The following is an 18,128-nucleotide window of genomic DNA, read 5'->3' on the forward strand; positions in this document are numbered from 1 at the left end:
GGGGGCGCCCCCCCCCCCCCCCCCCCGCCACGACCGCGATCACCGCGCCGGCGATCATCACCGGCTTGCGGTGCCGCATGCCGGCCTCCCCGGCGTGGGCCGCGCTGCTCCGCATCTGCACGGTCATCGCGCCGGCCCGGTCCCGGAGGTCGTCGGCCCGCGCCCGCGCCCGCGCCTTCACATCCATCTTCCCGGCCAACTCCTCCACGGTGTCGCCGAGTTCGTGCCGCGTCCGCTCGATCTCCCGCCGCAGCTCGTCCGGTCCTTTGGCCCCGCGCCCCGCAGCCGCGGCCTCCGCGCCCGCATCCACATGGGACCCCGCGCGCCTCATGTCGTGCGTCATCGGTGCGCCCTTCCCTTGATCTCCTCGACATCGGCCTTCACACTGCCCATGGTCCGCTCGGGTTTGGGCGGCGTGGCCCGGCGCAACTGCCCACGACCGGCAAGAGCGAGCACACCGGCGATGGCGAACAGCAGCCCCGTGACGATGAGCGCCGCCGCCCACAGCGGCAGCACCAGGTCCAGCGCGGCGACACCCGTACCGGCCAGCGCGAGCAGCCCCGCATAACCGAACGCCCCCGCCGCACCCAGCATCCCGCCGCCGCGCCCCGCGCGGCGCCCCTTCTCCGCCAGTTCCTCCTTGGCGAGCGCCACTTCCTGCCGTGCGAGCCGGGAAATCTGTTCGGTGGCCTGCCCGACGAGCTCACCCACGCTGTGCTCGTCGCGAACCGGCCGTCGCTCGATGGTTCCGGTCACGATGCGCCTCCTCTCGGGTCGGGAACCCCGAGTACCCCCACCGCACCGGCGCTATCCATAAAGCAAGACTTACCGGTAATGGCCACGACATTTAAGTAGACCTTCACCACCCACCGGCGGACACTACCCCCATGACCCCACCCCTCGGCCGCACCCTGTGCGCGATGATCACCCCGTTCACCCCCACCGGCGCACTCGACCTGGACGGCGCCCAGCACCTGGCCGACCACCTGGTCACCCACGGCTGCGACGGCCTGGTCCTCTCGGGAACCACGGGCGAGTCCCCCACCACCACCGACGCGGAGAAGTCGTCCCTCGTCAAGGCGGTGCGCCAGGCCGTCGGCGCTCGGGCGACGATCGTCGCGGGCGTCGGCACCCCCGACACGGCCCACACCGCACGGCTGGCCCGCGAGGCGGAGAAGGCCGGCGCGGACGCCCTCCTGGTGGTGGCCCCGTACTACAGCAGACCCCCGCAGGACGCGATCGAGGCCCACTTCCTCACCCTCGCGGAGACCACGGGCCTCCCCCTCGCCCTGTACGACATCCCGTCCCGCACCGGGGTCCGCATCGAACCGGACACCCTCCTCCGCCTGGCGGAACACCCCCGTATCAAGGCGGTCAAGGACTGCTCGTACGACTTCCTGGCCGCCCAGAAGGTCATGTCCCGCACCGACCTCGCGTACTACGCGGGCTGCGACGAACACAACCTGGCCCTCTACGCGGTGGGCGCCGCCGGCTGTGTCAGCACGGTCGCCAACGTCGTCCCCGGTCACGTGCGCGCCGTACTGGACGCCTTCGACACGGGCGAGACGGCCCGCGCGGCGCACCTCCAGCAACAGGTGACGCCCCTGATCGAGGCGATGATGTCGAACGGCCTCCCCGGCACGGTCACCGCGAAGGCCCTCCTCGCCGCCCTGAACCTCCCCGCGGGCCCGCTCCGCCCACCCCTGAGGCCCGCCGACCGGAAGACGGCCGACGGGCTCAGAGCGGTGTACGACGGCCTGACGACCGCCTGACCCGCCTCACCGCCGTACGAACACCGGCTCCCACCGCCCCTTCGTGTCGTCCTTCGGCGACCGGAACCCGCTCAGCGGCACCACCTTGTCGCTGCCCACGGTGACCAGCACCAGCCGCTGGTGGAACTCGTCGCCGTCGGCGCCGATGTCCCAGGCGACGAGCGAGTCGCTGTCGGCCCAGGCCAGCAGTTGCTGTCCGCGGACCTCGGCGACCTGCTCCCCGGTGCGGGGGTCGAGGATCCAGGAGGACGTCTTGCGGGTCTTCCCCGCGAAGTCACCGGCGAGCCGCTGCCCGTCCGGCGACAGACCGGCGTCCACGTGCCAGACCAGATGCGCCTCGCGCGCGGGCGGCACGACGGCGTTGCCGTCGAGGTCGAAGAAGTCCAGGGCGGCCCCGCCGGAGGCGGCCCGCCCCGCCCAGACGAAGCGGCCGTCGGCGTTGAAGGCGAAGTCCTGGCGGGCGTTGACGAAGCCCGCCGGGTCGAGCGGATCGTCACTGGTCCGCACCTCGGTCCAGGTCCCGGCCCCCGACGCCACGTCGATGACCTGGAACCCGTTCCGGGACGAGGTGAGCGGCAGGTCCCACACGACCGACCCGTCCGAGTCCTGGGTCTTGACCAGCAGACCGGGATCCTCGCCGTACGTCGTCGCCACGAGCCTGCGGCCGTCCGGCGAGAACGCCAGGCCCCCCACCTCGTGGTCGACCGGAATCCACCGCTTGACCTCGCCGCTGGCGAGATCGAGCAGCCCGATGCGCCCGGCGGGCAGTTCCCGCTCCAGCACGGCCGCGGTCCTCAGCCCGGGGGCCACGGCGGCGAACGACCAGCGGTCGTCCTTCTCGTACTTCCCGGTCCCCGGGTCGAGCAGCCAGTAGGTGCGCTCGGAGACAAGGCGGTCCTCGCTCCGCCGGACCTTCTCGGTGGTGAAGTACGCGCCCATCGCCACGTCCCCGGCGGCCAGCAGTTCCCGCGGCGGCGACTGGCCGGTCCGGGCGACGACCTCGGTCTGCCCCACTCCACCGCCCGAGGGCCCCGTCCCCCCTCCGCCGGAGTCCAGCGCGGGCACCCCCACCGAGACCGTGATCACCGCCGCCGTCGCGGCGGCGACGGCGACCAGCCCGCGGACCCGGCGCCGCCGCCGTACCGCCAGCACCCGGTCGGCGAATCCCGGTCCGGGCGCGGTCAGTTCCGCCGCCTGTTCACGCAACGCGTCACGCACGAGTTCGTCGACGTTCACGACCGCACCTCCACGGGCGAGTAGTCACCGGACGGCCGCCGCTCGGCCTCGGACCGGCCGAGTGAGCGCAGTTCGGGCGCGAGGGCGCGCAGCCGGGCCAGGGAACGGTGGGTGGTGGACCGTACGGTGCCCACCGAGCAGCCCAGGATGCGGGCCACCTCGGCCTCGGGCAGGTCCTCGAAGTAGCGCAGCACCAGCATGGTGCGCTGGCGCGCGGTCAGCCGGGCCAGCGCACCCCGCATCAGCAGACGCAGCTCCGCGTCGGCCGAGGCGGCGTCCCCGTCCGTGCCGGGTTCCGGCGGTTCGGCCACGCTGAGTTCACGCCCGCGCCGTTTCAGCCGCCAGCGGCTGATCTGCTGCCGGTAGAGGATCTGCCGTACGTACGCCTCGGGTTCGTCGATGCGGTGCCAGCGGCCCGCCGCTTTGATCAGCGCGTTCTGCAGCAGGTCCTCGCCCGCGTGCCGGTCGCCGCCGCTCAGCAGGACGGCGGTCTTCAGCAGTGCGGGCGACCGGTTCGCCACGAACTCCCGGAAACTCTCCTGCGCTTCGGCATCCATCGTCACCTTCTCTTCACCCGGGAGCGGGCCCTGTGTCCGCTCCCCGCGCCCCTATGGACGCGCGCGGGCGGCTCCCGCTATGCCACCGCTCAGCGAATTCACAGAAAAAGCGGGCCGGACCGCGTCGCGTTTCCACGCGCTGCGGTCCGGCCCGCCGGAGCGCCCCTCAGTCCCAGGTGTACCCGTCCCCGAACAGCAGGGTGTGCTCCAGTACGTCCTCGGCGGGGTCGTCGATCTGACCGACGTTGGCGTTGATCAGTCCGACGCGGTGACCGTTGTGGGAGGCCGTGTTGGTCTCGTCCGCGTACGCGGAACCGGCCAGTGTGCCGCACAGCATCAGCACGGACGCCACTCCCATCACTCCGACCGCACAGCGGATCACGCCCCACACCCACTCGTTCGTCATCGCCCGTTCGTCCCCATTTCTGTATGTCAGTCGTCCCGGCTTCTGATCGGACCCTGTGTCCACCCGTTCATCTGCCAAAACGACCCCGAAGTCACGGGGAGTAACCCGTACGAGAGCGTACGGGTGTGACGGACGGCTCAGTTGTGGCTGTGCAGGACCTCGTTCAGGCCGCCCCAGACCGCGTTGTTCGGGCGGGCCTCGACCGTGCCGGTGACGGAGTTGCGGCGGTAGAGGATGTTGGAGGCGCCGGACAGCTCACGGGCCTTGACGACCTCACCGTCGGGCATGGTGACGCGGGTGCCCGCGGTGACGTACAGGCCGGCCTCGACCACGCACTCGTCACCGAGGGCGATGCCGACGCCCGCCTCGGCGCCGACCAGGCAGCGCTCGCCGATGACGATGCGCACGTTGCCGCCGCCGGAGAGGGTGCCCATGGTGGAGGCGCCGCCGCCGATGTCGGAGCCGTCGCCGACGACGACACCGGCCGAGATACGGCCCTCGACCATCGACGTGCCGAGCGTGCCGGCGTTGAAGTTGACGAAGCCCTCGTGCATGACGGTGGTGCCCTCGGCGAGGTGCGCGCCGAGCCGCACACGGTCGGCGTCGGCGATGCGGACGCCCTTGGGGGCGACGTAGTCCGTCATGCGGGGGAACTTGTCGACGGAGGTGACGGCCAGGTGCAGGCCCTCGGCACGGGCGTTGAGCCGCACCTTCTCCAGGTCGTCCACGGCGACCGGGCCGAGGGAGGTCCAGGCGACGTTGGCGAGGTGGGCGAAGATGCCGTCCAGGTTCTGGCCGTGCGGCCGGACCAGGCGGTGGGAGAGCAGGTGGAGGCGCAGGTAGACGTCGTGGGCGTCGACGGGCTTCTCGGCGAGCGAGGAGATGACCGTGCGGACCGCGACCACCTCGACGCCGCGGCGGGCGTCCGGACCGACCGCCGCGGTGGCGCCGCCGCCCAGGAGTTCCGCGGCCTGCTCGGCGGAGAGCCGCTCGGTGCCGGACGGGCCGGGCTCGTCGGCCAGTACGGGGGCGGGGAACCAGGTGTCGAGAACGGTGCCGTCGGCGGCGACGGTGGCGAGGCCGGCGGCCACCGCGCCGGAGGTGCTGTGAGCAGTCGTGTCGGTCATGAGGGCAACCTAACCAACCGGTGCCCGCGGACGCGAACCGGTACGGACCACGTCTCAGCGTGCGGTCCACGCGAACGGCGGCCCGCCGGGAGAGGACCCGCCGGGGCGGCGCGCACGGCCACGGGACAGCCCCGTCCGGAACGGCACGCACGCCGCCGACCAGCCCGTCCGGGGCGGCACACACGCCGCGGAACTGCCCGTCCGGGGCGACGCAGCACGCCGTGAAACGGCCCCGCCCGGAACGGCACACACGCCATCAGGCAGCCCCGCCCGAGGCAACGCGCCCCCGTCAGTGCGCCCCGCCCATATTGAGCACCACCACCCCGGCGATGATCAGCGCGATGCCGCCGGCCTTGGCGACGGTGAGTCCCTCGCCCATGAACATCGTGCCGATCACCGCGATGGCGGCCGTCCCGACCCCGGACCAGATGGCGTACGCCGTCCCGACCGACAGGGTCCTCAGGGTCTGTGCCAGCAGGGCGAACGCCACCAGGTACCCGGCGACGGTGACGACCGACGGCCAGAGCCGGGTGAAACCCTCGCTGTACTTCATGGCGGTCGTCCCGACCACTTCCGCTGCGATGGCTCCGGCGAGCAGTGCGTACCCCATGACGGCGATCGTAGCCAGGGACGACCACATGCGAGTGGCCCCCGGCACGCTGCCGGGGGCCACTCGACCGAACCGCTCGCTCAGACGTTGAAGCCCAGCGCCCGGAGCTGCTCACGGCCGTCGTCCGTGATCTTGTCGGGGCCCCACGGCGGCATCCAGACCCAGTTGATGCGCAACTCGCTGACCAGGCCGTCCGTGGCGGACTTGGCCTGGTCCTCGATGACGTCCGTCAGCGGGCAGGCCGCGGAGGTCAGGGTCATGTCGACGGTCGCCACATTGGAGTCGTCGACGTGGATGCCGTAGATGAGGCCGAGGTTGACGACGTCGATGCCCAGTTCGGGGTCGACGACGTCCATCAGGGCCTCGCGGAGCTCCTCCTCCGAGGCCGGCTTCATCTCCAGGGTCTCGCTCATGCCGTTGTCCTTTCGGCGTCGGCGCCCAGCGCCTGGGCCGTCGCGTCCTTCCACGCCATCCAGCTGAGGAGGGCGCACTTCACCCGGGCCGGGTACTTGGACACCCCGGCGAACGCGACCGCGTCCTCCAGGATCTCCTCCATCGCGTCGTCGGGCTCGATCTTCCCCTTGGACTGCATCAGTTCCAGGAAGGTCCCCTGGATCCGCTGCGCCTCGGCGAGGTCCTTGCCGACCAGCAGGTCGTTCAGCACGGAGGCGGAGGCCTGGCTGATGGAGCAGCCCTGTCCCTCGTAGCTGACGTCGCTGATCTTCGTGCCGTCGTACTTCACGCGGAGCGTGATCTCGTCACCGCACGTCGGGTTGACGTGGTGCACCTCGGCGTCGCCGTCCCTGAGACCACGCCCGTGCGGGTTCTTGTAGTGGTCCAGGATGACGTCCTGGTACATGGAGTCCAGCTTCACGCCTCAGCTCCTCATCCGAAGAAGTTCCGTACGTGCTCCAGGCCGTCGACCAGTGCGTCGATCTCGGCCGGCGTGGAGTACAGATAGAACGACGCTCGCGTGGTCGCGGGAATTCCGTACCGCAGGCAGACAGGGCGGGCGCAGTGATGACCCACGCGTACCGCGATGCCCTGTTCGTCGAGGACCTGGCCCACGTCGTGCGGGTGGATGTCGCCGAGCGTGAACGAGATCGCCGCGCCCCGGTCCTCGGCCGTGGCGGGGCCGATGATGCGCAGGTCCGGGACCTCGGCCAGGCGCTTGACCGCGTACTCGGTGATGGCGTGCTCATGGGCGAGGATCTTGTCCATGCCGATGGCCGACAGGTAGTCGATCGCCGCGCCGAGACCGACCGCCTGGGCGATCGGCGGGGTGCCCGCCTCGAACTTGTGCGGGGCCGGCGCGTAGGTCGACGAGCTCATCGACACGGTCTCGATCATCTCGCCGCCGCCGAGGAACGGGGGCAGGTCCTCCAGCAGCTCCTGGCGGCCCCAGAGCACGCCTATGCCGGTCGGGCCGCACATCTTGTGGCCGGTGAAGGCCACGAAGTCGGCCTGGAGGGCCTGGACGTCCAGCGGCATGTGCGGCGCGGCCTGGGAGGCGTCGACGCAGACGAGCGCGCCGACCTCCTGGGCGCGGCGCACGATCGCCTCGACCGGGTTGACCGTGCCCAGGATGTTGGAGACCAGCACGAAGGAGACGATCTTCGTCTTCTCGGTGATGACCTCGTCGATGTTGGAGAGGTCGAGCCGGCCGTCGTCGGTCAGCCCGAACCACTTCAGCTTCGCGCCGGTGCGCTGCGCGAGCAGCTGCCACGGCACGATGTTGGAGTGGTGCTCCATCTCCGTGATGACGATCTCGGTCTCGTGGTCCACCCGGTAGGGCTCGTCGGCCCAGCCGAGCATGTTGGCCACGAGGTTGAGCGACTCCGAGGCGTTCTTGGTGAAGATCACCTCGTCGCGCGAGGGGGCGTTGACGAACTCCGCGACCTTGTCGCGCGCACCCTCGTACAGCGCCGTGGCCTCCTCGGCGAGCACATGCACACCGCGGTGGACGTTGGCGTTGTAGCGCTCGTAGTACTCGCTCAGGGCGTCCAGCACCTGACGCGGCTTCTGCGAGGTCGCCGCGTTGTCCAGGTACACGAGCTTCCGGCCGTCGTGGACCTGACGGTCCAGGATGGGGAAGTCCTTGCGGATCGCCTCGGTGTCGAGGAGGCCCGGCAGCTGTGTCACTCGGATGCGCCACCCTTCACGTACTTGTCGTAGCCCTCTGCCTCGAGCTGGTCGGCGAGCTCCGCGCCGCCGGACTCGGCGATCCGTCCGGCCGCGAAGACGTGGACGTGGTCGGGCTTGATGTAGCGCAGGATGCGCGTGTAGTGCGTGATCAGCAGGGTGCCGACCTCGCCGGACTCGCGGACGCGGTTGACGCCCTCGGAGACGACGCGCAGGGCGTCGACGTCGAGGCCGGAGTCGGTCTCGTCGAGGATCGCGACCTTCGGCTTGAGCAGTTCGAGCTGGAGGATCTCGTGGCGCTTCTTCTCACCGCCGGAGAAGCCCTCGTTGACGTTGCGCTCGGCGAAGGCGGGGTCCATGTTGAGGCGCTCCATGGCCTCCTTGACCTCCTTCACCCAGGTGCGCAGCTTGGGGGCCTCGCCGCGGACGGCGGTGGCGGAGGTGCGCAGGAAGTTGGAGACGGAGACGCCGGGGACCTCGACCGGGTACTGCATGGCGAGGAAGAGGCCGGCGCGGGCGCGCTCGTCGACGGACATCTCCAGGACGTCCTCGCCGTCGAGGGTGACGGTGCCGCCGGTGATCGTGTACTTGGGGTGACCCGCGAGGGAGTAGGCGAGGGTCGACTTGCCGGAGCCGTTGGGGCCCATGATGGCGTGCGTCTCGCCCTGCTTCACGGTCAGGTCGACGCCCTTGAGGATCTCCTTCGTGGCGTTGTCGGCCTCGACGGTGACGTGCAGGTCTCGGATTTCAAGCGTTGCCATGGGTGCCTCAGGACTCCTGGGTGAGGGAGACGAGCACGTCGTCCCCTTCGATCTTTACGGGGTATACGGGGACGGGGCGCGTCGCCGGGAGGGCGTCGGGCTTGCCGGAACGGAGGTCGAAACGCGAGCCGTGCAGCCAGCACTCGATGTGGCAGTCGTCCACCTCGCCCTCCGCGAGGGAGACGTTCGCGTGCGAGCAGATGTCGTGGATCGCGAACACCTCCCCCTCGGTCCGCACGATGGAGACCGGCGTGCCGTCGAGTTCCACCCTTTTCGGGGTGTCCTCCTCCAGCTCGCTCAGCCCGCAGGCGCGTCGGTACGTCATGCGACCGCCGCCTCCAGCTCCTCCTCGATCTTGGCGATCAGGCGCTCCTCGATGTCCGGGACGCCGATCTGCTGGACGAGTTCGGCGAAGAAGCCGCGGACCACCAGGCGGCGGGCGTCCTGCTCGGGGATGCCGCGGGCCATCAGGTAGAAGAGCTGCTCGTCGTCGAAGCGGCCGGTCGCGGAGGCGTGGCCGGCGCCGACGATCTCACCGGTCTCGATCTCCAGGTTGGGCACGGAGTCGACGCGGGCGCCGTCGGTGAGGACCAGGTTGCGGTTCATCTCGTAGGTGTCGGTGCCCTCGGCCTTGGCCTCGATGAGCACGTCACCGATCCACACGGCGTGCGCGTCGTCGCCCTGGAGCGCGCCCTTGTAGACGACGTTGGACTTGCAGTGCGGCACGTTGTGGTCGACGAGGAGGCGGTGCTCCTGGTGCTGCCCCTTGTCGGTGAAGTACAGGCCGAACAGCTCGGCCTCGCCGCCGGGGCCCGCGTAGGTGACGCGCGGGTGGAGGCGTACGACGTCGCCGCCGAAGGTGACGATCACCGACTTGAAGGAGGCGTCGCGGCCGAGGAGGGCGTCGTGCTGGGCGGCGTGCACCGCCTTGTCGTCCCAGTCCTGGACGGAGACGACGGTGAGCTTGGCGCCGTCGCCGAGCACGTACTCGACGTTGGCGGCGAGCACCGCGTCACCGGTGTGGTCGATGACCACGAGGGCCTCGGCGAAGGCGCCGAGCTCGATCACCTGGTGGGCGTAGGCGGTGCCGCCCTCGCCGTGCACCGCGATGCGGATCGGCTCGGTGAGGACGGTCTCCTTGGGCACGGTCACGACCGAGGCCCGCTCGAAGGCGGAGTACGCCTGGGCGGCGACGCGGTCCACCGGGGTGCCGGCGCGGCCGAGCCGCGCGTCGTCGCGGCCGACGGTCTCGACGACGACGCCCTCGGGCGCCTCGACGGTGACCTTGAGGCCCGCGTCGGTGGCGGTGGCGGTGCCGTCGTGCAGACCGCGCAGCCGCTCCAGCGGGGTGAACCGCCACTCCTCCTCGCGGCCGTGGGGGACGGGGAAGTCCGCCACGTCGAAGGACGGGGGCGCGCTCATGCGGGTCGCGACGGTCGACTCCGCGGCGACCGCGATCGAGCCCGCGGTGGTGGAACCCACGGGGATGTTCTGAGCCTCAGCCATGGCTGTCGTAGTGCTCGCTTTCCTTTGCGTAAGGGGGCTTGACGGAACGGCGCCGGTGCTTAGCCGACCGCGCCTTCCATCTGCAGCTCGATCAGCCGGTTGAGCTCGAGCGCGTACTCCATCGGCAGTTCCTTGGCGATCGGCTCGACGAAGCCGCGCACGATCATCGCCATCGCCTCGAACTCGCTCAGGCCGCGGCTCATCAGGTAGAAGAGCTGGTCCTCGGAGACCTTGGAGACGGTCGCCTCGTGGCCCATGGACACGTCGTCCTCGCGGACGTCCACGTAGGGGTAGGTGTCCGAGCGGGAGATGGTGTCGACGAGCAGCGCGTCGCAGAGCACGTTGGACTTGGAGCCCGGGGCGCCCTCGCCGATCTCGATCAGACCGCGGTAGGAGGTGCGGCCACCGCCGCGCGCCACCGACTTGGAGACGATGTTGGACGAGGTGTTCGGGGCCATGTGGACCATCTTGGCGCCCGCGTCCTGGTGCTGGCCCTCGCCGGCGAAGGCGATGGACAGCGTCTCGCCCTTGGCGTGCTCGCCCATGAGGTAGACGGCCGGGTACTTCATCGTCACCTTGGAGCCGATGTTGCCGTCGACCCACTCCATGGTCGCGCCCTCGTAGGCCACGGCGCGCTTGGTGACCAGGTTGTAGACGTTGTTCGACCAGTTCTGGATGGTCGTGTAGCGGCAGCGGGCGTTCTTCTTGACGATGATCTCGACGACCGCGCTGTGCAGGGAGTCGCTCTTGTAGATCGGGGCGGTGCAGCCCTCGACGTAGTGCACGTAGGCACCCTCGTCGACGATGATCAGGGTCCGCTCGAACTGGCCCATGTTCTCGGTGTTGATCCGGAAGTAGGCCTGGAGCGGGATCTCGACGTGCACGCCCGGCGGGACGTAGATGAAGGAGCCGCCCGACCACACGGCGGAGTTCAGCGACGCGAACTTGTTGTCGCCGACCGGGATGACCGTGCCGAAGTACTCCTTGAAGAGCTCCGGGTGCTCCTTCAGGGCGGTGTCGGTGTCGAGGAAGATGACGCCCTGCTCCTCCAGGTCCTCACGGATCTGGTGGTAGACGACCTCCGACTCGTACTGGGCGGCGACACCGGCGACGAGGCGCTTCTTCTCGGCCTCCGGGATGCCCAGCTTGTCGTAGGTGTTCTTGATGTCCTCGGGCAGGTCCTCCCAGGACTCCGCCTGCTTCTCCGTGGAGCGCACGAAGTACTTGATGTTGTCGAAGTCGATGCCGGAGAGGTCGGAGCCCCAGTTCGGCATGGGCTTCTTCTCGAACAGGCGCAGGCCCTTGAGGCGGAGCTTGGTCATCCACTCCGGCTCGTCCTTCTTCGCGGAGATGTCCCGGACGACGTCCTCGTTCAGGCCGCGGCGCGCCGACGCACCGGCCTCGTCACGGTCGGCCCAGCCGTATTCGTAGTTGCCCAGACCCTCCAGCTCGGGGTGGGCAGTCTCCGTGGGGAGAGTCATGCGGGGTTCCTCCCGGACGTGCTTTCAGATGCGTGGTGGGAAATCTTGGGGATGAACGTCGTGCAGACGCCGTCGCCGTGCGCGATGGTGGCCAGTCGCTGCACATGCGTACCGAGGAGCTCGGCGAAAAATTCCGTCTCGGCCTCGCAGAGCTGCGGGAACTTCTCGGCGGCGTGGGCGACCGGGCAGTGGTGCTGGCAGAGCTGCTCACCGACCGGCGCGCTGCGCGCAGTCGCAGCGTACCCGTCCACGCTCAGGGCCTTGGCCAACGCTTCCGTCCGCTCCTCGGGGGCCGCGGCCTCGACCGCCTTGCGGTAGGCGTCCGCCTGGGCCGCGATCCGGGCGCGGGCGAACGCGGCGATCGCCTCGCCGCCGCCCTCCCGCTCACCGATCCACCGCAGGGCGTCCAGGGCCAGTTTGTCGTACGACTGGTCGAAGGCGTCCCGCCCGCAGTCGGTGAGGGCGAAGACCTTGGCCGGGCGCCCGCGCGTGCGCGCGCCGTAGACGCGCCGCTCGCGGGCTTCCACGACGTTGTCGGCGGCCAGCGCGTCCAGGTGCCGGCGTACGGCCGCCTGGGTGAGGCCGAGCCGCTCGGCGAGCTCGGCGACGGTCGACGGGCCGTGGTCCAGGATGGAGCGGGCGACGCGGTTGCGGGTGGACCGCTCACCGGTTGCCAGTTCCTCGTGGGGAGCCTCGCCGACGTTTTTCACAACGCCATTGTTGCGTAATTCATCCGAGCCGGGCAAGCCGCGCCCGGACGGCCCGAAGGTGCGCTGCATCACTTAGGTATACCTAACGTGACCTGCGGAAACGATCTTTGATCGATCAAATCGGTGGCGTCCCGCGGCGCCTTCCGGGACACTCCGGGACCATGCCCACACCCCCTCCGACCGGCCCTCTTGTCACCCGTGACACCCTCACCGCGCAACTGCGCGAGCTGGGCGTGCGGCCCGGCGAGACCCTCCTCGCGCACACCTCGCTCAGCTCCCTCGGCTGGGTCAACGGCGGACCGGTCACGGTCGTCCGGGCGCTGCTGGACGCGCTGGGTCCGGACGGCACGCTGGTGGTGCCCACCCAGTCCGCGGACCTCTCCGACCCGGCGCTGTGGCAGGCACCGCCGGTGCCCGAGGAGTGGTGGGAGACCGTCCGGGCGACCATGCCCGCCTACGACCCGCTGACCACGCCCTCGCGCGGGGTCGGGGTGATCCCCGAGACCGTACGGACCTGGCCGGGCGCGGTGCGCAGCGAGCACCCCCAGACGTCCTTCGCGGCGGTGGGCGCCCGCGCGGCGGAGACCGTCGCGGGGCACGCGGCCGACTGCCGGCTCGGAGAGCGCAGCCCGCTGGCGAAGCTGGAGCGGACGGGTGCGCGGGTGCTGCTGCTCGGCGCCGGATACGACACCTGCACCGCCTTCCACCTCGCCGAGTACCGCCTCCCGTCCCCGCGCGTGGCGGTGGGCCGCCCCGGTCCGGACGGCTGGGAGACGGTGACCGAGGTGTCGATCACCTCCGAGCGCTTCGACGAGCTGGGACACGACTTCGAACGGGACCGTCCCGTCGTGCGCGGCCGGGTCGGGGCGGCCGGGGCACGGCTGTTCCCCGTGGCGGACGCGGTGGCCTACGCCGAGCGCTGGCTGGCGACGCACCGTCCCCGTGAAGAGGGGTGCGGGCACCCGGCGCTCTGAGCCCCCGGCCGCCTCCCTAGACTCGTGACCCATGCGAAGTGAGCCCGTGGTCCAGGTGCAGGCCCTGGTGAAGCGGTACGGCACGAAGACCGCGGTGGACGGCCTCGACCTGGTGGCCCGGCAGGGCGTGACCGCCGTGCTCGGCCCCAACGGGGCGGGCAAGACGACCACGGTCGAGACCTGCGAGGGGTACCGGCGGCCGGATTCCGGCACGGTGCGCGTCCTGGGTCTCGACCCGGTGAGGCAGTCGGCGGCGCTGCGGCCCCGCGTCGGGGTGATGCTCCAGTCCGGCGGCGTCTACTCGGGCGCACGGGCCGACGAGATGCTCCGCCACGTGGCGAAGCTGCACGCGCACCCGCTGGACGTGGACGCGCTGATCGAGCGCCTCGGGCTCGGGTCCTGCGGCCGTACGTCGTACCGGCGGCTCTCCGGCGGCCAGCAGCAGCGGCTCGCGCTGGCGATGGCCGTGGTGGGGCGCCCGGAGCTGGTGTTCCTGGACGAGCCGACCGCCGGCCTCGACCCGCAGGCCCGCCGCGCCACCTGGGACCTGGTCCGGGACCTGCGCGCGGACGGCGTCTCCGTCATCCTCACCACCCACTACATGGACGAGGCCGAACAGCTCGCCGACGACGTGGCGGTCATCGACGCCGGCCGGGTCATCGCCCAGGGCTCCCCCGAGGAACTGTGCAGGGGCGGCGCAGAGAACACGCTCCGCTTCTCCGGACGGCCGGGCCTGGACGTGGCGTCCCTGCTGAAGGCGCTGCCCCCCGGTTCCTCGGGCGCCGAGGTGGCCCCGGGCTCGTACCGGGTCGTCGGCGAGGTCGACCCGCAACTGCTCGCCACGGTGACGTCCTGGTGCGCGCAGCACGGGGTGATGCCGGACCGGATCTCGGTCGAACGGCACACCCTCGAGGACGTCTTCCTGGAACTCACCGGCAAGGAGCTGCGTTCGTGACGGCCACCGGCGCCTACACCCCGAAGCCGGGGGCCGCTCCCCTGGCGCGCATGATCGCCGCGCAGGCCGCGCTCGAGACGAGGATGCTGCTGCGCAACGGCGAGCAGCTGCTGCTGACGGTGATCATCCCCACGCTGCTGCTGGTGCTCTTCAGCACCGTGGACGTGGTGGACACCGGTGAGGGCGAGGCGGTGGACTTCCTGGCCCCCGGCGTCCTCGCGCTCGCGGTGATGTCGACGGCGTTCACCGGGCAGGCCATCGCGACCGGCTTCGAGCGTCGGTACGGCGTGCTGAAGCGGCTGGCCTCGTCGCCGCTGCCGCGCTGGGGACTGATGGCCGCGAAGACGCTGTCGGTGCTGGTCACCGAGGTCCTCCAGGTGATCCTCGTCACGGTGATCGCGCTCGCGCTCGGCTGGTCCCCGCAGGGCAACCCCTTCGCGGTGTTCCTGCTGCTGGTCCTCGGCACGGCCGCCTTCTCCGGGCTCGGCCTGCTGATGGCGGGCACCCTCAAGGCCGAGGCGACGCTCGCCGCCGCCAACCTGGTGTTCCTGCTGCTGCTCGTCGGCGGCGGGGTGGTCGTACCGCTGGACGAGTTCCCGGGTCCGGCCCAGGACGTCCTGGGCCTGCTGCCGATCTCCGCGCTCTCGGAGGGCCTGCGGGACGTGCTCCGGGACGGGGCCGGAGTGCCGTGGGCCGACCTCGGCATCCTCGCCGTGTGGGCGGTCGCGGGTCTCACGGCGGCCGGGAAGCTCTTCCGCTGGGAGTGAGGCCCCGTCCGCGGGCAGTCCCGTGCCTCCCTCAGTGCCTCCCTTGTGAGTGGGAGGTGCCCCCGCCGATCTGGGGCACCTCCCACTCACAAGGGAGGCACCCCGCAAGCGCCGGGCCGCGCACGCCCCGGCCAAGACGGACCCTCGTGAAAGCATGCACAAGCGGCGTCCTACGATGGGACGCGTGCCAAACGTGACCCGCGCCGACGCCCAGGCGGCCCTGCGCAACCCGCTCGCCTTCATCGCCGCACGCTGGACCCCGGACCCCCGGACCGTCCGCCGGGCGGCCCTCGCCGCGCTCGTCATGGCGGTCGTCATCGTGGTCACCGGCGGTGCCGTGCGCCTGACCGGCTCCGGCCTGGGCTGCCCGACCTGGCCCAAGTGCACCGACGACTCCCTCACCACGACCAGCGAGATGGGCCTGCACGGCGTCATCGAGTTCGGCAACCGCCTGCTGACGTACGTGCTCTGCGCCGCCGTCGGCTGGGCGATCATCGCCGCGCGCTCGGAGAAGCCGTACCGGCGCAGCCTCACCCTGCTGGGCTGGACGCAGTTCTGGGTCGTCATGGGCAACGCGATCCTCGGCGGCATCGTCGTCCTCGTCGGCCTGAACCCGTACACGGTCGCGGCGCACTTCCTGCTCTCCACCGCGCTGATCGCGGTCGCCACGGTGATGTGGCAGCGCACCCGGGAGGGGGACGCGGAACCCCGGCCGCTGGTCGGCAAGGCCGTGCAGCAGCTGGTGTGGTTCATGGTGGCCGCCTCCGTGCTGCTGATCGCGGTCGGCACGGTGGTGACCGGCGCGGGCCCGCACGCGGGTGACTCCAGCGAGGTCCCGCGGATGCCGGTCGACTGGGAGACGGTCAGCAAGCTGCACGCCGTACTGGCGTGGATCGTGGTGACGCTGACGTTCGCCCTGTGGTTCGTCCTGAAGGCGGTCGACGCCCCCGAGGGCCCGCCGGCCCGCACCCGCGAGCTGTTCCTGATCCTGCTCGCGCAGGGCGCCATCGGCTATGTGCAGTACTTCACCGACCTCCCCGAGGTCCTGGTCGGCCTGCACATGTTCGGCTCCTGCGTGATGTGGATCTGGGTGCTGCGGGTGCTGCTGTCGCTGCGCGAGCGGCCTGCGGCCGCGGTACCGGACGCGGTCGTACCGGCTGCTCAGGAGCCCGCCACCAGCGCGTCGATCGCCGGCCCCAGGTAGTCCCTGGTCAGCCGGGCCCGGCGCAGGGTCCACCCCTCGGCGGGCGGCGCGGGATCCTCGTAGCGTCGTCTCCTGATGTCCTCCACGACCTCGCCGGGCGCGCCGAGGCCGGGCAGGACGTCCAGGGCCTCCCGTTTGGTGATCAGGCGGCCCTCGCGGAGGGTGACGGTGGCGCGGGCGAAGGTCAGCAGGCCCAGGTCGACCCACACGTCCCGGGTCCAGTTGGCCGCCCGGTCCACCTCCCGCCGCCAGTAGTCGCGCTGGTCGCGCACCACGAACGCGGCGAGCTCGCCGTCCGGCACCGGCGGCAGTACGTCCGCGGGCGGCACCCCGTGCAGGACCCGGCCGAAGGTGTGCAGTTCCGTGCGGGTGACCGGGGTGACGGGGCGCTTGAAGAGCTGTTCGTGCGCCCAGGTCAGGTGGCGCCGCCCGGCGTCCGCCGCGGTCCGTGGCGTCAGGTAGGTGCAGTGCAGCCGGTCGGCGAGCGGCTCCTCCCGCAGCCGCGCGTGCAGCAGCGCGACGCGCCACGGCGTCCGGGGCGTGACCGGGTGGTCCAGGACCGCGATCACGTCCAGATCGCTGCGGCCCTCCCGGTAGTCACCGGCGGCCAGTGAACCGTGCGCCCACACGGCCACCGGGTCGAGCGGCGCCAGGCCGGTGAGGAAGCGGTCGAGCAACGCGTCGGTCGGCATCCGCCCAGTCTTCACGGATCAGTCCAGTCCGTACACCCTGCCCGCGTTCCCCGAGGCGATCAGGCCGGCCACCCGCTGGGCGTCGTCGAGCGACCACGCCCCCTCGGCCACCCAGGTGCCCAGCACCCGGCCGAGCGCCTCGCGGAACAGGTGGGCGGCGACGACGTGCAGCTCGGGCAGGCCGCGGGCGCCGCTGGAGAAGAGGACCTTGCCGAAGGGGGCGAGTTCCAGGATCTCCGCGAGGACGGTCGCCGCGCGGGCGCCGGTGCGGACCAGGGCGGCGCCGCAGTCGGCGTGGACGTGCGGGAAGACACCGGCGAGATGGGCGGCGTGACGGTGGTACGGGTAGCCGTGCAGCAGCACCAGGTCGGTGCCGAGACCGGCGGTGGCCCGGACGAAGTCGGTCAGCAGGACCGGGTCGGTGCGGTCGACGCGGGCGCCCGGTGCGGCGAGACCGGCGTGGAGCTGGAGGGGCCGGCCCGAGGCGACGGCGATCCACAGCAGATGCCGCAGCAGCACGGGGTCGCTCAGTTCGTCCCCGACCCGGCGTGCGGCCAGCCAGCGCCCCGCCGCGCCCCGCACCTCCCCCGGTCCGGGCGGCTCGGGGGCGAGCGCCAGACCGTGCCGTACGCCGGCGACGGAGGTGAAGGCGACGGCGTGCGCGGCGGCCGCGTGCACCGACTCGGCGAGGTTGGCGAGGAAGGACTCGACGGTGCCGGAGGTGTCGGCGACCTGTTCGGCGAGCTGTTCCAGGCGGACGATCTCGTGCGCCTCGGCGTCCCCGGCCGTGCCCAGCTCGGTGGGTCCCGTGAGGTCGCCGGGCAGCCCGGTGTCGACGAGGTAGGCGGTGATGCCGCTGCCCCGCAGCAGCCGCCGCCCTGCCTCGATCACGCCGAGTTCACGGCGCCGGGCGAGGTAGTGGGCGGGCGGGCAGTGCGGTTCCAGGCCGAGCAGGGGCGGACACCAGCGGCGTACGGCGAATCCGGTCTGGGTGTCGAAGAGGGTGGTGCCGGGGGCGGGCGGGCCCTCGGTGGGAGCGAGCTGGGCCTCGAAGGTGCCCAGGCCCAGCTCCGTGCGGAGCACTCCGTGGCAGTACTGGTCCACGAGTGAGGGCGTTTCGATCATCCGGGGCTCCCCGTAATGGACCGTGTGCGTCACAGGTCCTAACGGGTGAACCCCGGAAGAGGTCGCGCGTCCGCCGGGTGCCGGTCGGTTCGGCGGGGGCGGG

The 18,128-nt window shown here is 71.4% G+C and carries 22 protein-coding genes; 5 read left to right on the plus strand and 17 right to left on the minus strand.

Features of this window, described 5'->3' with window-relative positions; translation table 11 throughout:
* Together B7767_RS26070 and B7767_RS26075 are read right to left on the minus strand one after the other, a co-directional pair.
* Positions 1-331 (minus strand): DUF3618 domain-containing protein (locus B7767_RS26070; RefSeq protein ID WP_256923576.1); only part of this gene is annotated, 331 nt, incomplete at its 3' end.
* A gap of 8 nt (positions 332-339) precedes the next feature.
* Positions 340-756, minus strand: a complete 417-nt coding sequence (locus B7767_RS26075; RefSeq protein ID WP_085574325.1) for a phage holin family protein — start codon at positions 754-756, stop codon at positions 340-342.
* A 131-nt stretch (positions 757-887) separates the two neighbouring features.
* Here B7767_RS26075 and dapA point away from each other — a divergent pair, with 131 nt between their 5' ends.
* A complete protein-coding gene (gene dapA / locus B7767_RS26080; protein ID WP_085574326.1) occupies positions 888-1,772 on the plus strand; it encodes a 4-hydroxy-tetrahydrodipicolinate synthase in 885 nt (294 codons plus the stop codon).
* Positions 1,773-1,778: 6 nt separating this feature from the next.
* Here dapA and B7767_RS26085 read toward each other — a convergent pair whose 3' ends face one another.
* The 13 genes from B7767_RS26085 to B7767_RS26145 form a co-directional block, all read right to left on the minus strand.
* Positions 1,779-3,008, minus strand: coding sequence for a hypothetical protein (locus tag B7767_RS26085; RefSeq protein ID WP_085574327.1), 1,230 nt, complete (start codon positions 3,006-3,008; stop codon positions 1,779-1,781).
* On the minus strand, positions 3,005-3,565 hold the full coding sequence (locus B7767_RS26090) for a SigE family RNA polymerase sigma factor (RefSeq protein WP_085574328.1): 561 nt from the start codon (positions 3,563-3,565) through the stop codon (positions 3,005-3,007). The genes B7767_RS26085 and B7767_RS26090 overlap by 4 nt, the downstream gene beginning before the upstream one ends.
* A gap of 166 nt (positions 3,566-3,731) precedes the next feature.
* Complete coding sequence (locus tag B7767_RS26095; protein WP_085574329.1) at positions 3,732-3,971, minus strand: hypothetical protein; 240 nt, start codon at positions 3,969-3,971, stop codon at positions 3,732-3,734.
* Between the two features lie 137 nt (positions 3,972-4,108).
* Complete coding sequence (gene dapD / locus B7767_RS26100; protein ID WP_085574330.1) at positions 4,109-5,098, minus strand: 2,3,4,5-tetrahydropyridine-2,6-dicarboxylate N-succinyltransferase; 990 nt, start codon at positions 5,096-5,098, stop codon at positions 4,109-4,111.
* A 289-nt stretch (positions 5,099-5,387) separates the two neighbouring features.
* Entirely contained in the window at positions 5,388-5,708 is a 321-nt protein-coding gene (locus B7767_RS26105) for a multidrug efflux SMR transporter (RefSeq protein WP_085574354.1), read from the minus strand.
* A gap of 80 nt (positions 5,709-5,788) precedes the next feature.
* Entirely contained in the window at positions 5,789-6,121 is a 333-nt protein-coding gene (locus B7767_RS26110; protein WP_030224563.1) for a metal-sulfur cluster assembly factor, read from the minus strand.
* The gene (gene sufU, locus B7767_RS26115; RefSeq protein ID WP_073937087.1) at positions 6,118-6,582 is read right to left on the minus strand and encodes a Fe-S cluster assembly sulfur transfer protein SufU; all 465 of its coding nucleotides are present in this window, start codon (positions 6,580-6,582) and stop codon (positions 6,118-6,120) included. The genes B7767_RS26110 and sufU overlap by 4 nt, the downstream gene beginning before the upstream one ends.
* 11 nt (positions 6,583-6,593) lie before the next feature.
* Positions 6,594-7,850, minus strand: a complete 1,257-nt coding sequence (locus tag B7767_RS26120) for a cysteine desulfurase (protein ID WP_085574331.1) — start codon at positions 7,848-7,850, stop codon at positions 6,594-6,596.
* On the minus strand, positions 7,847-8,611 hold the full coding sequence (sufC, locus tag B7767_RS26125) for a Fe-S cluster assembly ATPase SufC (protein ID WP_085574332.1): 765 nt from the start codon (positions 8,609-8,611) through the stop codon (positions 7,847-7,849). Before sufC ends, B7767_RS26120 begins: the two co-directional genes overlap by 4 nt.
* A 7-nt stretch (positions 8,612-8,618) precedes the next feature.
* Positions 8,619-8,936 carry a non-heme iron oxygenase ferredoxin subunit gene (locus B7767_RS26130; RefSeq protein ID WP_073937090.1) on the minus strand — a complete coding sequence of 106 codons (318 nt, stop codon included), beginning with the start codon at positions 8,934-8,936 and terminating at the stop codon, positions 8,619-8,621.
* Positions 8,933-10,117 carry a Fe-S cluster assembly protein SufD gene (gene sufD / locus B7767_RS26135; RefSeq protein ID WP_085574333.1) on the minus strand — a complete coding sequence of 395 codons (1,185 nt, stop codon included), beginning with the start codon at positions 10,115-10,117 and terminating at the stop codon, positions 8,933-8,935. Before sufD ends, B7767_RS26130 begins: the two co-directional genes overlap by 4 nt.
* A 59-nt stretch (positions 10,118-10,176) precedes the next feature.
* Entirely contained in the window at positions 10,177-11,598 is a 1,422-nt protein-coding gene (gene sufB / locus B7767_RS26140) for a Fe-S cluster assembly protein SufB (protein ID WP_073937092.1), read from the minus strand.
* On the minus strand, positions 11,595-12,308 hold the full coding sequence (locus B7767_RS26145) for a metalloregulator ArsR/SmtB family transcription factor (protein WP_085574334.1): 714 nt from the start codon (positions 12,306-12,308) through the stop codon (positions 11,595-11,597). The genes sufB and B7767_RS26145 overlap by 4 nt, the downstream gene beginning before the upstream one ends.
* A 161-nt stretch (positions 12,309-12,469) precedes the next feature.
* Between B7767_RS26145 and B7767_RS26150 the strand changes: the two genes are divergently transcribed.
* The 4 genes from B7767_RS26150 to B7767_RS26165 all read left to right on the plus strand — a co-directional run bounded on the left by B7767_RS26150 (position 12,470) and on the right by B7767_RS26165 (position 16,208).
* The gene (locus tag B7767_RS26150) at positions 12,470-13,282 is read left to right on the plus strand and encodes an aminoglycoside N(3)-acetyltransferase (protein WP_085574335.1); all 813 of its coding nucleotides are present in this window, start codon (positions 12,470-12,472) and stop codon (positions 13,280-13,282) included.
* A 31-nt stretch (positions 13,283-13,313) separates the two neighbouring features.
* Positions 13,314-14,237: an ABC transporter ATP-binding protein gene (locus B7767_RS26155; protein WP_085574336.1), complete on the plus strand. Its 924-nt coding sequence runs from the start codon at positions 13,314-13,316 to the stop codon at positions 14,235-14,237.
* Entirely contained in the window at positions 14,234-15,004 is a 771-nt protein-coding gene (locus B7767_RS26160; RefSeq protein ID WP_179167290.1) for an ABC transporter permease, read from the plus strand. The genes B7767_RS26155 and B7767_RS26160 overlap by 4 nt, the downstream gene beginning before the upstream one ends.
* Positions 15,005-15,179: 175 nt before the next feature.
* Positions 15,180-16,208 carry a heme A synthase gene (locus tag B7767_RS26165; protein ID WP_371102953.1) on the plus strand — a complete coding sequence of 343 codons (1,029 nt, stop codon included), beginning with the start codon at positions 15,180-15,182 and terminating at the stop codon, positions 16,206-16,208.
* Here the strand turns inward: B7767_RS26165 and B7767_RS26170 are convergent.
* Both B7767_RS26170 and B7767_RS26175 read right to left on the minus strand, forming a co-directional pair.
* Positions 16,166-16,900: a nucleotidyltransferase domain-containing protein gene (locus B7767_RS26170; protein WP_085574338.1), complete on the minus strand. Its 735-nt coding sequence runs from the start codon at positions 16,898-16,900 to the stop codon at positions 16,166-16,168. The two genes, B7767_RS26165 and B7767_RS26170, sit on opposite strands and share 43 nt — an antisense overlap.
* An 18-nt stretch (positions 16,901-16,918) precedes the next feature.
* Positions 16,919-18,025, minus strand: a complete 1,107-nt coding sequence (locus tag B7767_RS26175; protein ID WP_085574339.1) for an amidohydrolase family protein — start codon at positions 18,023-18,025, stop codon at positions 16,919-16,921.
* Positions 18,026-18,128 lie beyond the last annotated feature (103 nt).

It is taken from the genome of Streptomyces sp. 13-12-16, from assembly GCF_002114215.1.
Lineage (GTDB): Bacteria > Actinomycetota > Actinomycetes > Streptomycetales > Streptomycetaceae > Streptomyces.

Bases quoted from the DNA above. Each gene is read 5' to 3' on its own strand.
- B7767_RS26150 (WP_085574335.1), top strand. From the start codon at position 12,470: ATGCCCACACCCCCTCCGACCGGCCCTCTTGTCACCCGTGACACCCTC.
- B7767_RS26110 (WP_030224563.1), bottom strand. From the start codon at position 6,121: ATGAGCGAGACCCTGGAGATGAAGCCGGCCTCGGAGGAGGAGCTCCGC.
- B7767_RS26155 (WP_085574336.1), top strand. From the start codon at position 13,314: ATGCGAAGTGAGCCCGTGGTCCAGGTGCAGGCCCTGGTGAAGCGGTAC.
- B7767_RS26175 (WP_085574339.1), bottom strand. From the start codon at position 18,025: ATGATCGAAACGCCCTCACTCGTGGACCAGTACTGCCACGGAGTGCTC.
- B7767_RS26165 (WP_371102953.1), top strand. From the start codon at position 15,180: ATGGGACGCGTGCCAAACGTGACCCGCGCCGACGCCCAGGCGGCCCTG.
- B7767_RS26090 (WP_085574328.1), bottom strand. From the start codon at position 3,565: ATGGATGCCGAAGCGCAGGAGAGTTTCCGGGAGTTCGTGGCGAACCGG.
- B7767_RS26105 (WP_085574354.1), bottom strand. From the start codon at position 5,708: ATGGGGTACGCACTGCTCGCCGGAGCCATCGCAGCGGAAGTGGTCGGG.
- B7767_RS26095 (WP_085574329.1), bottom strand. From the start codon at position 3,971: ATGACGAACGAGTGGGTGTGGGGCGTGATCCGCTGTGCGGTCGGAGTG.
- sufB (WP_073937092.1), bottom strand. From the start codon at position 11,598: ATGACTCTCCCCACGGAGACTGCCCACCCCGAGCTGGAGGGTCTGGGC.
- dapA (WP_085574326.1), top strand. From the start codon at position 888: ATGACCCCACCCCTCGGCCGCACCCTGTGCGCGATGATCACCCCGTTC.
- B7767_RS26170 (WP_085574338.1), bottom strand. From the start codon at position 16,900: ATGCCGACCGACGCGTTGCTCGACCGCTTCCTCACCGGCCTGGCGCCG.
- sufD (WP_085574333.1), bottom strand. From the start codon at position 10,117: ATGGCTGAGGCTCAGAACATCCCCGTGGGTTCCACCACCGCGGGCTCG.
- dapD (WP_085574330.1), bottom strand. From the start codon at position 5,098: ATGACCGACACGACTGCTCACAGCACCTCCGGCGCGGTGGCCGCCGGC.
- sufC (WP_085574332.1), bottom strand. From the start codon at position 8,611: ATGGCAACGCTTGAAATCCGAGACCTGCACGTCACCGTCGAGGCCGAC.
- B7767_RS26130 (WP_073937090.1), bottom strand. From the start codon at position 8,936: ATGACGTACCGACGCGCCTGCGGGCTGAGCGAGCTGGAGGAGGACACC.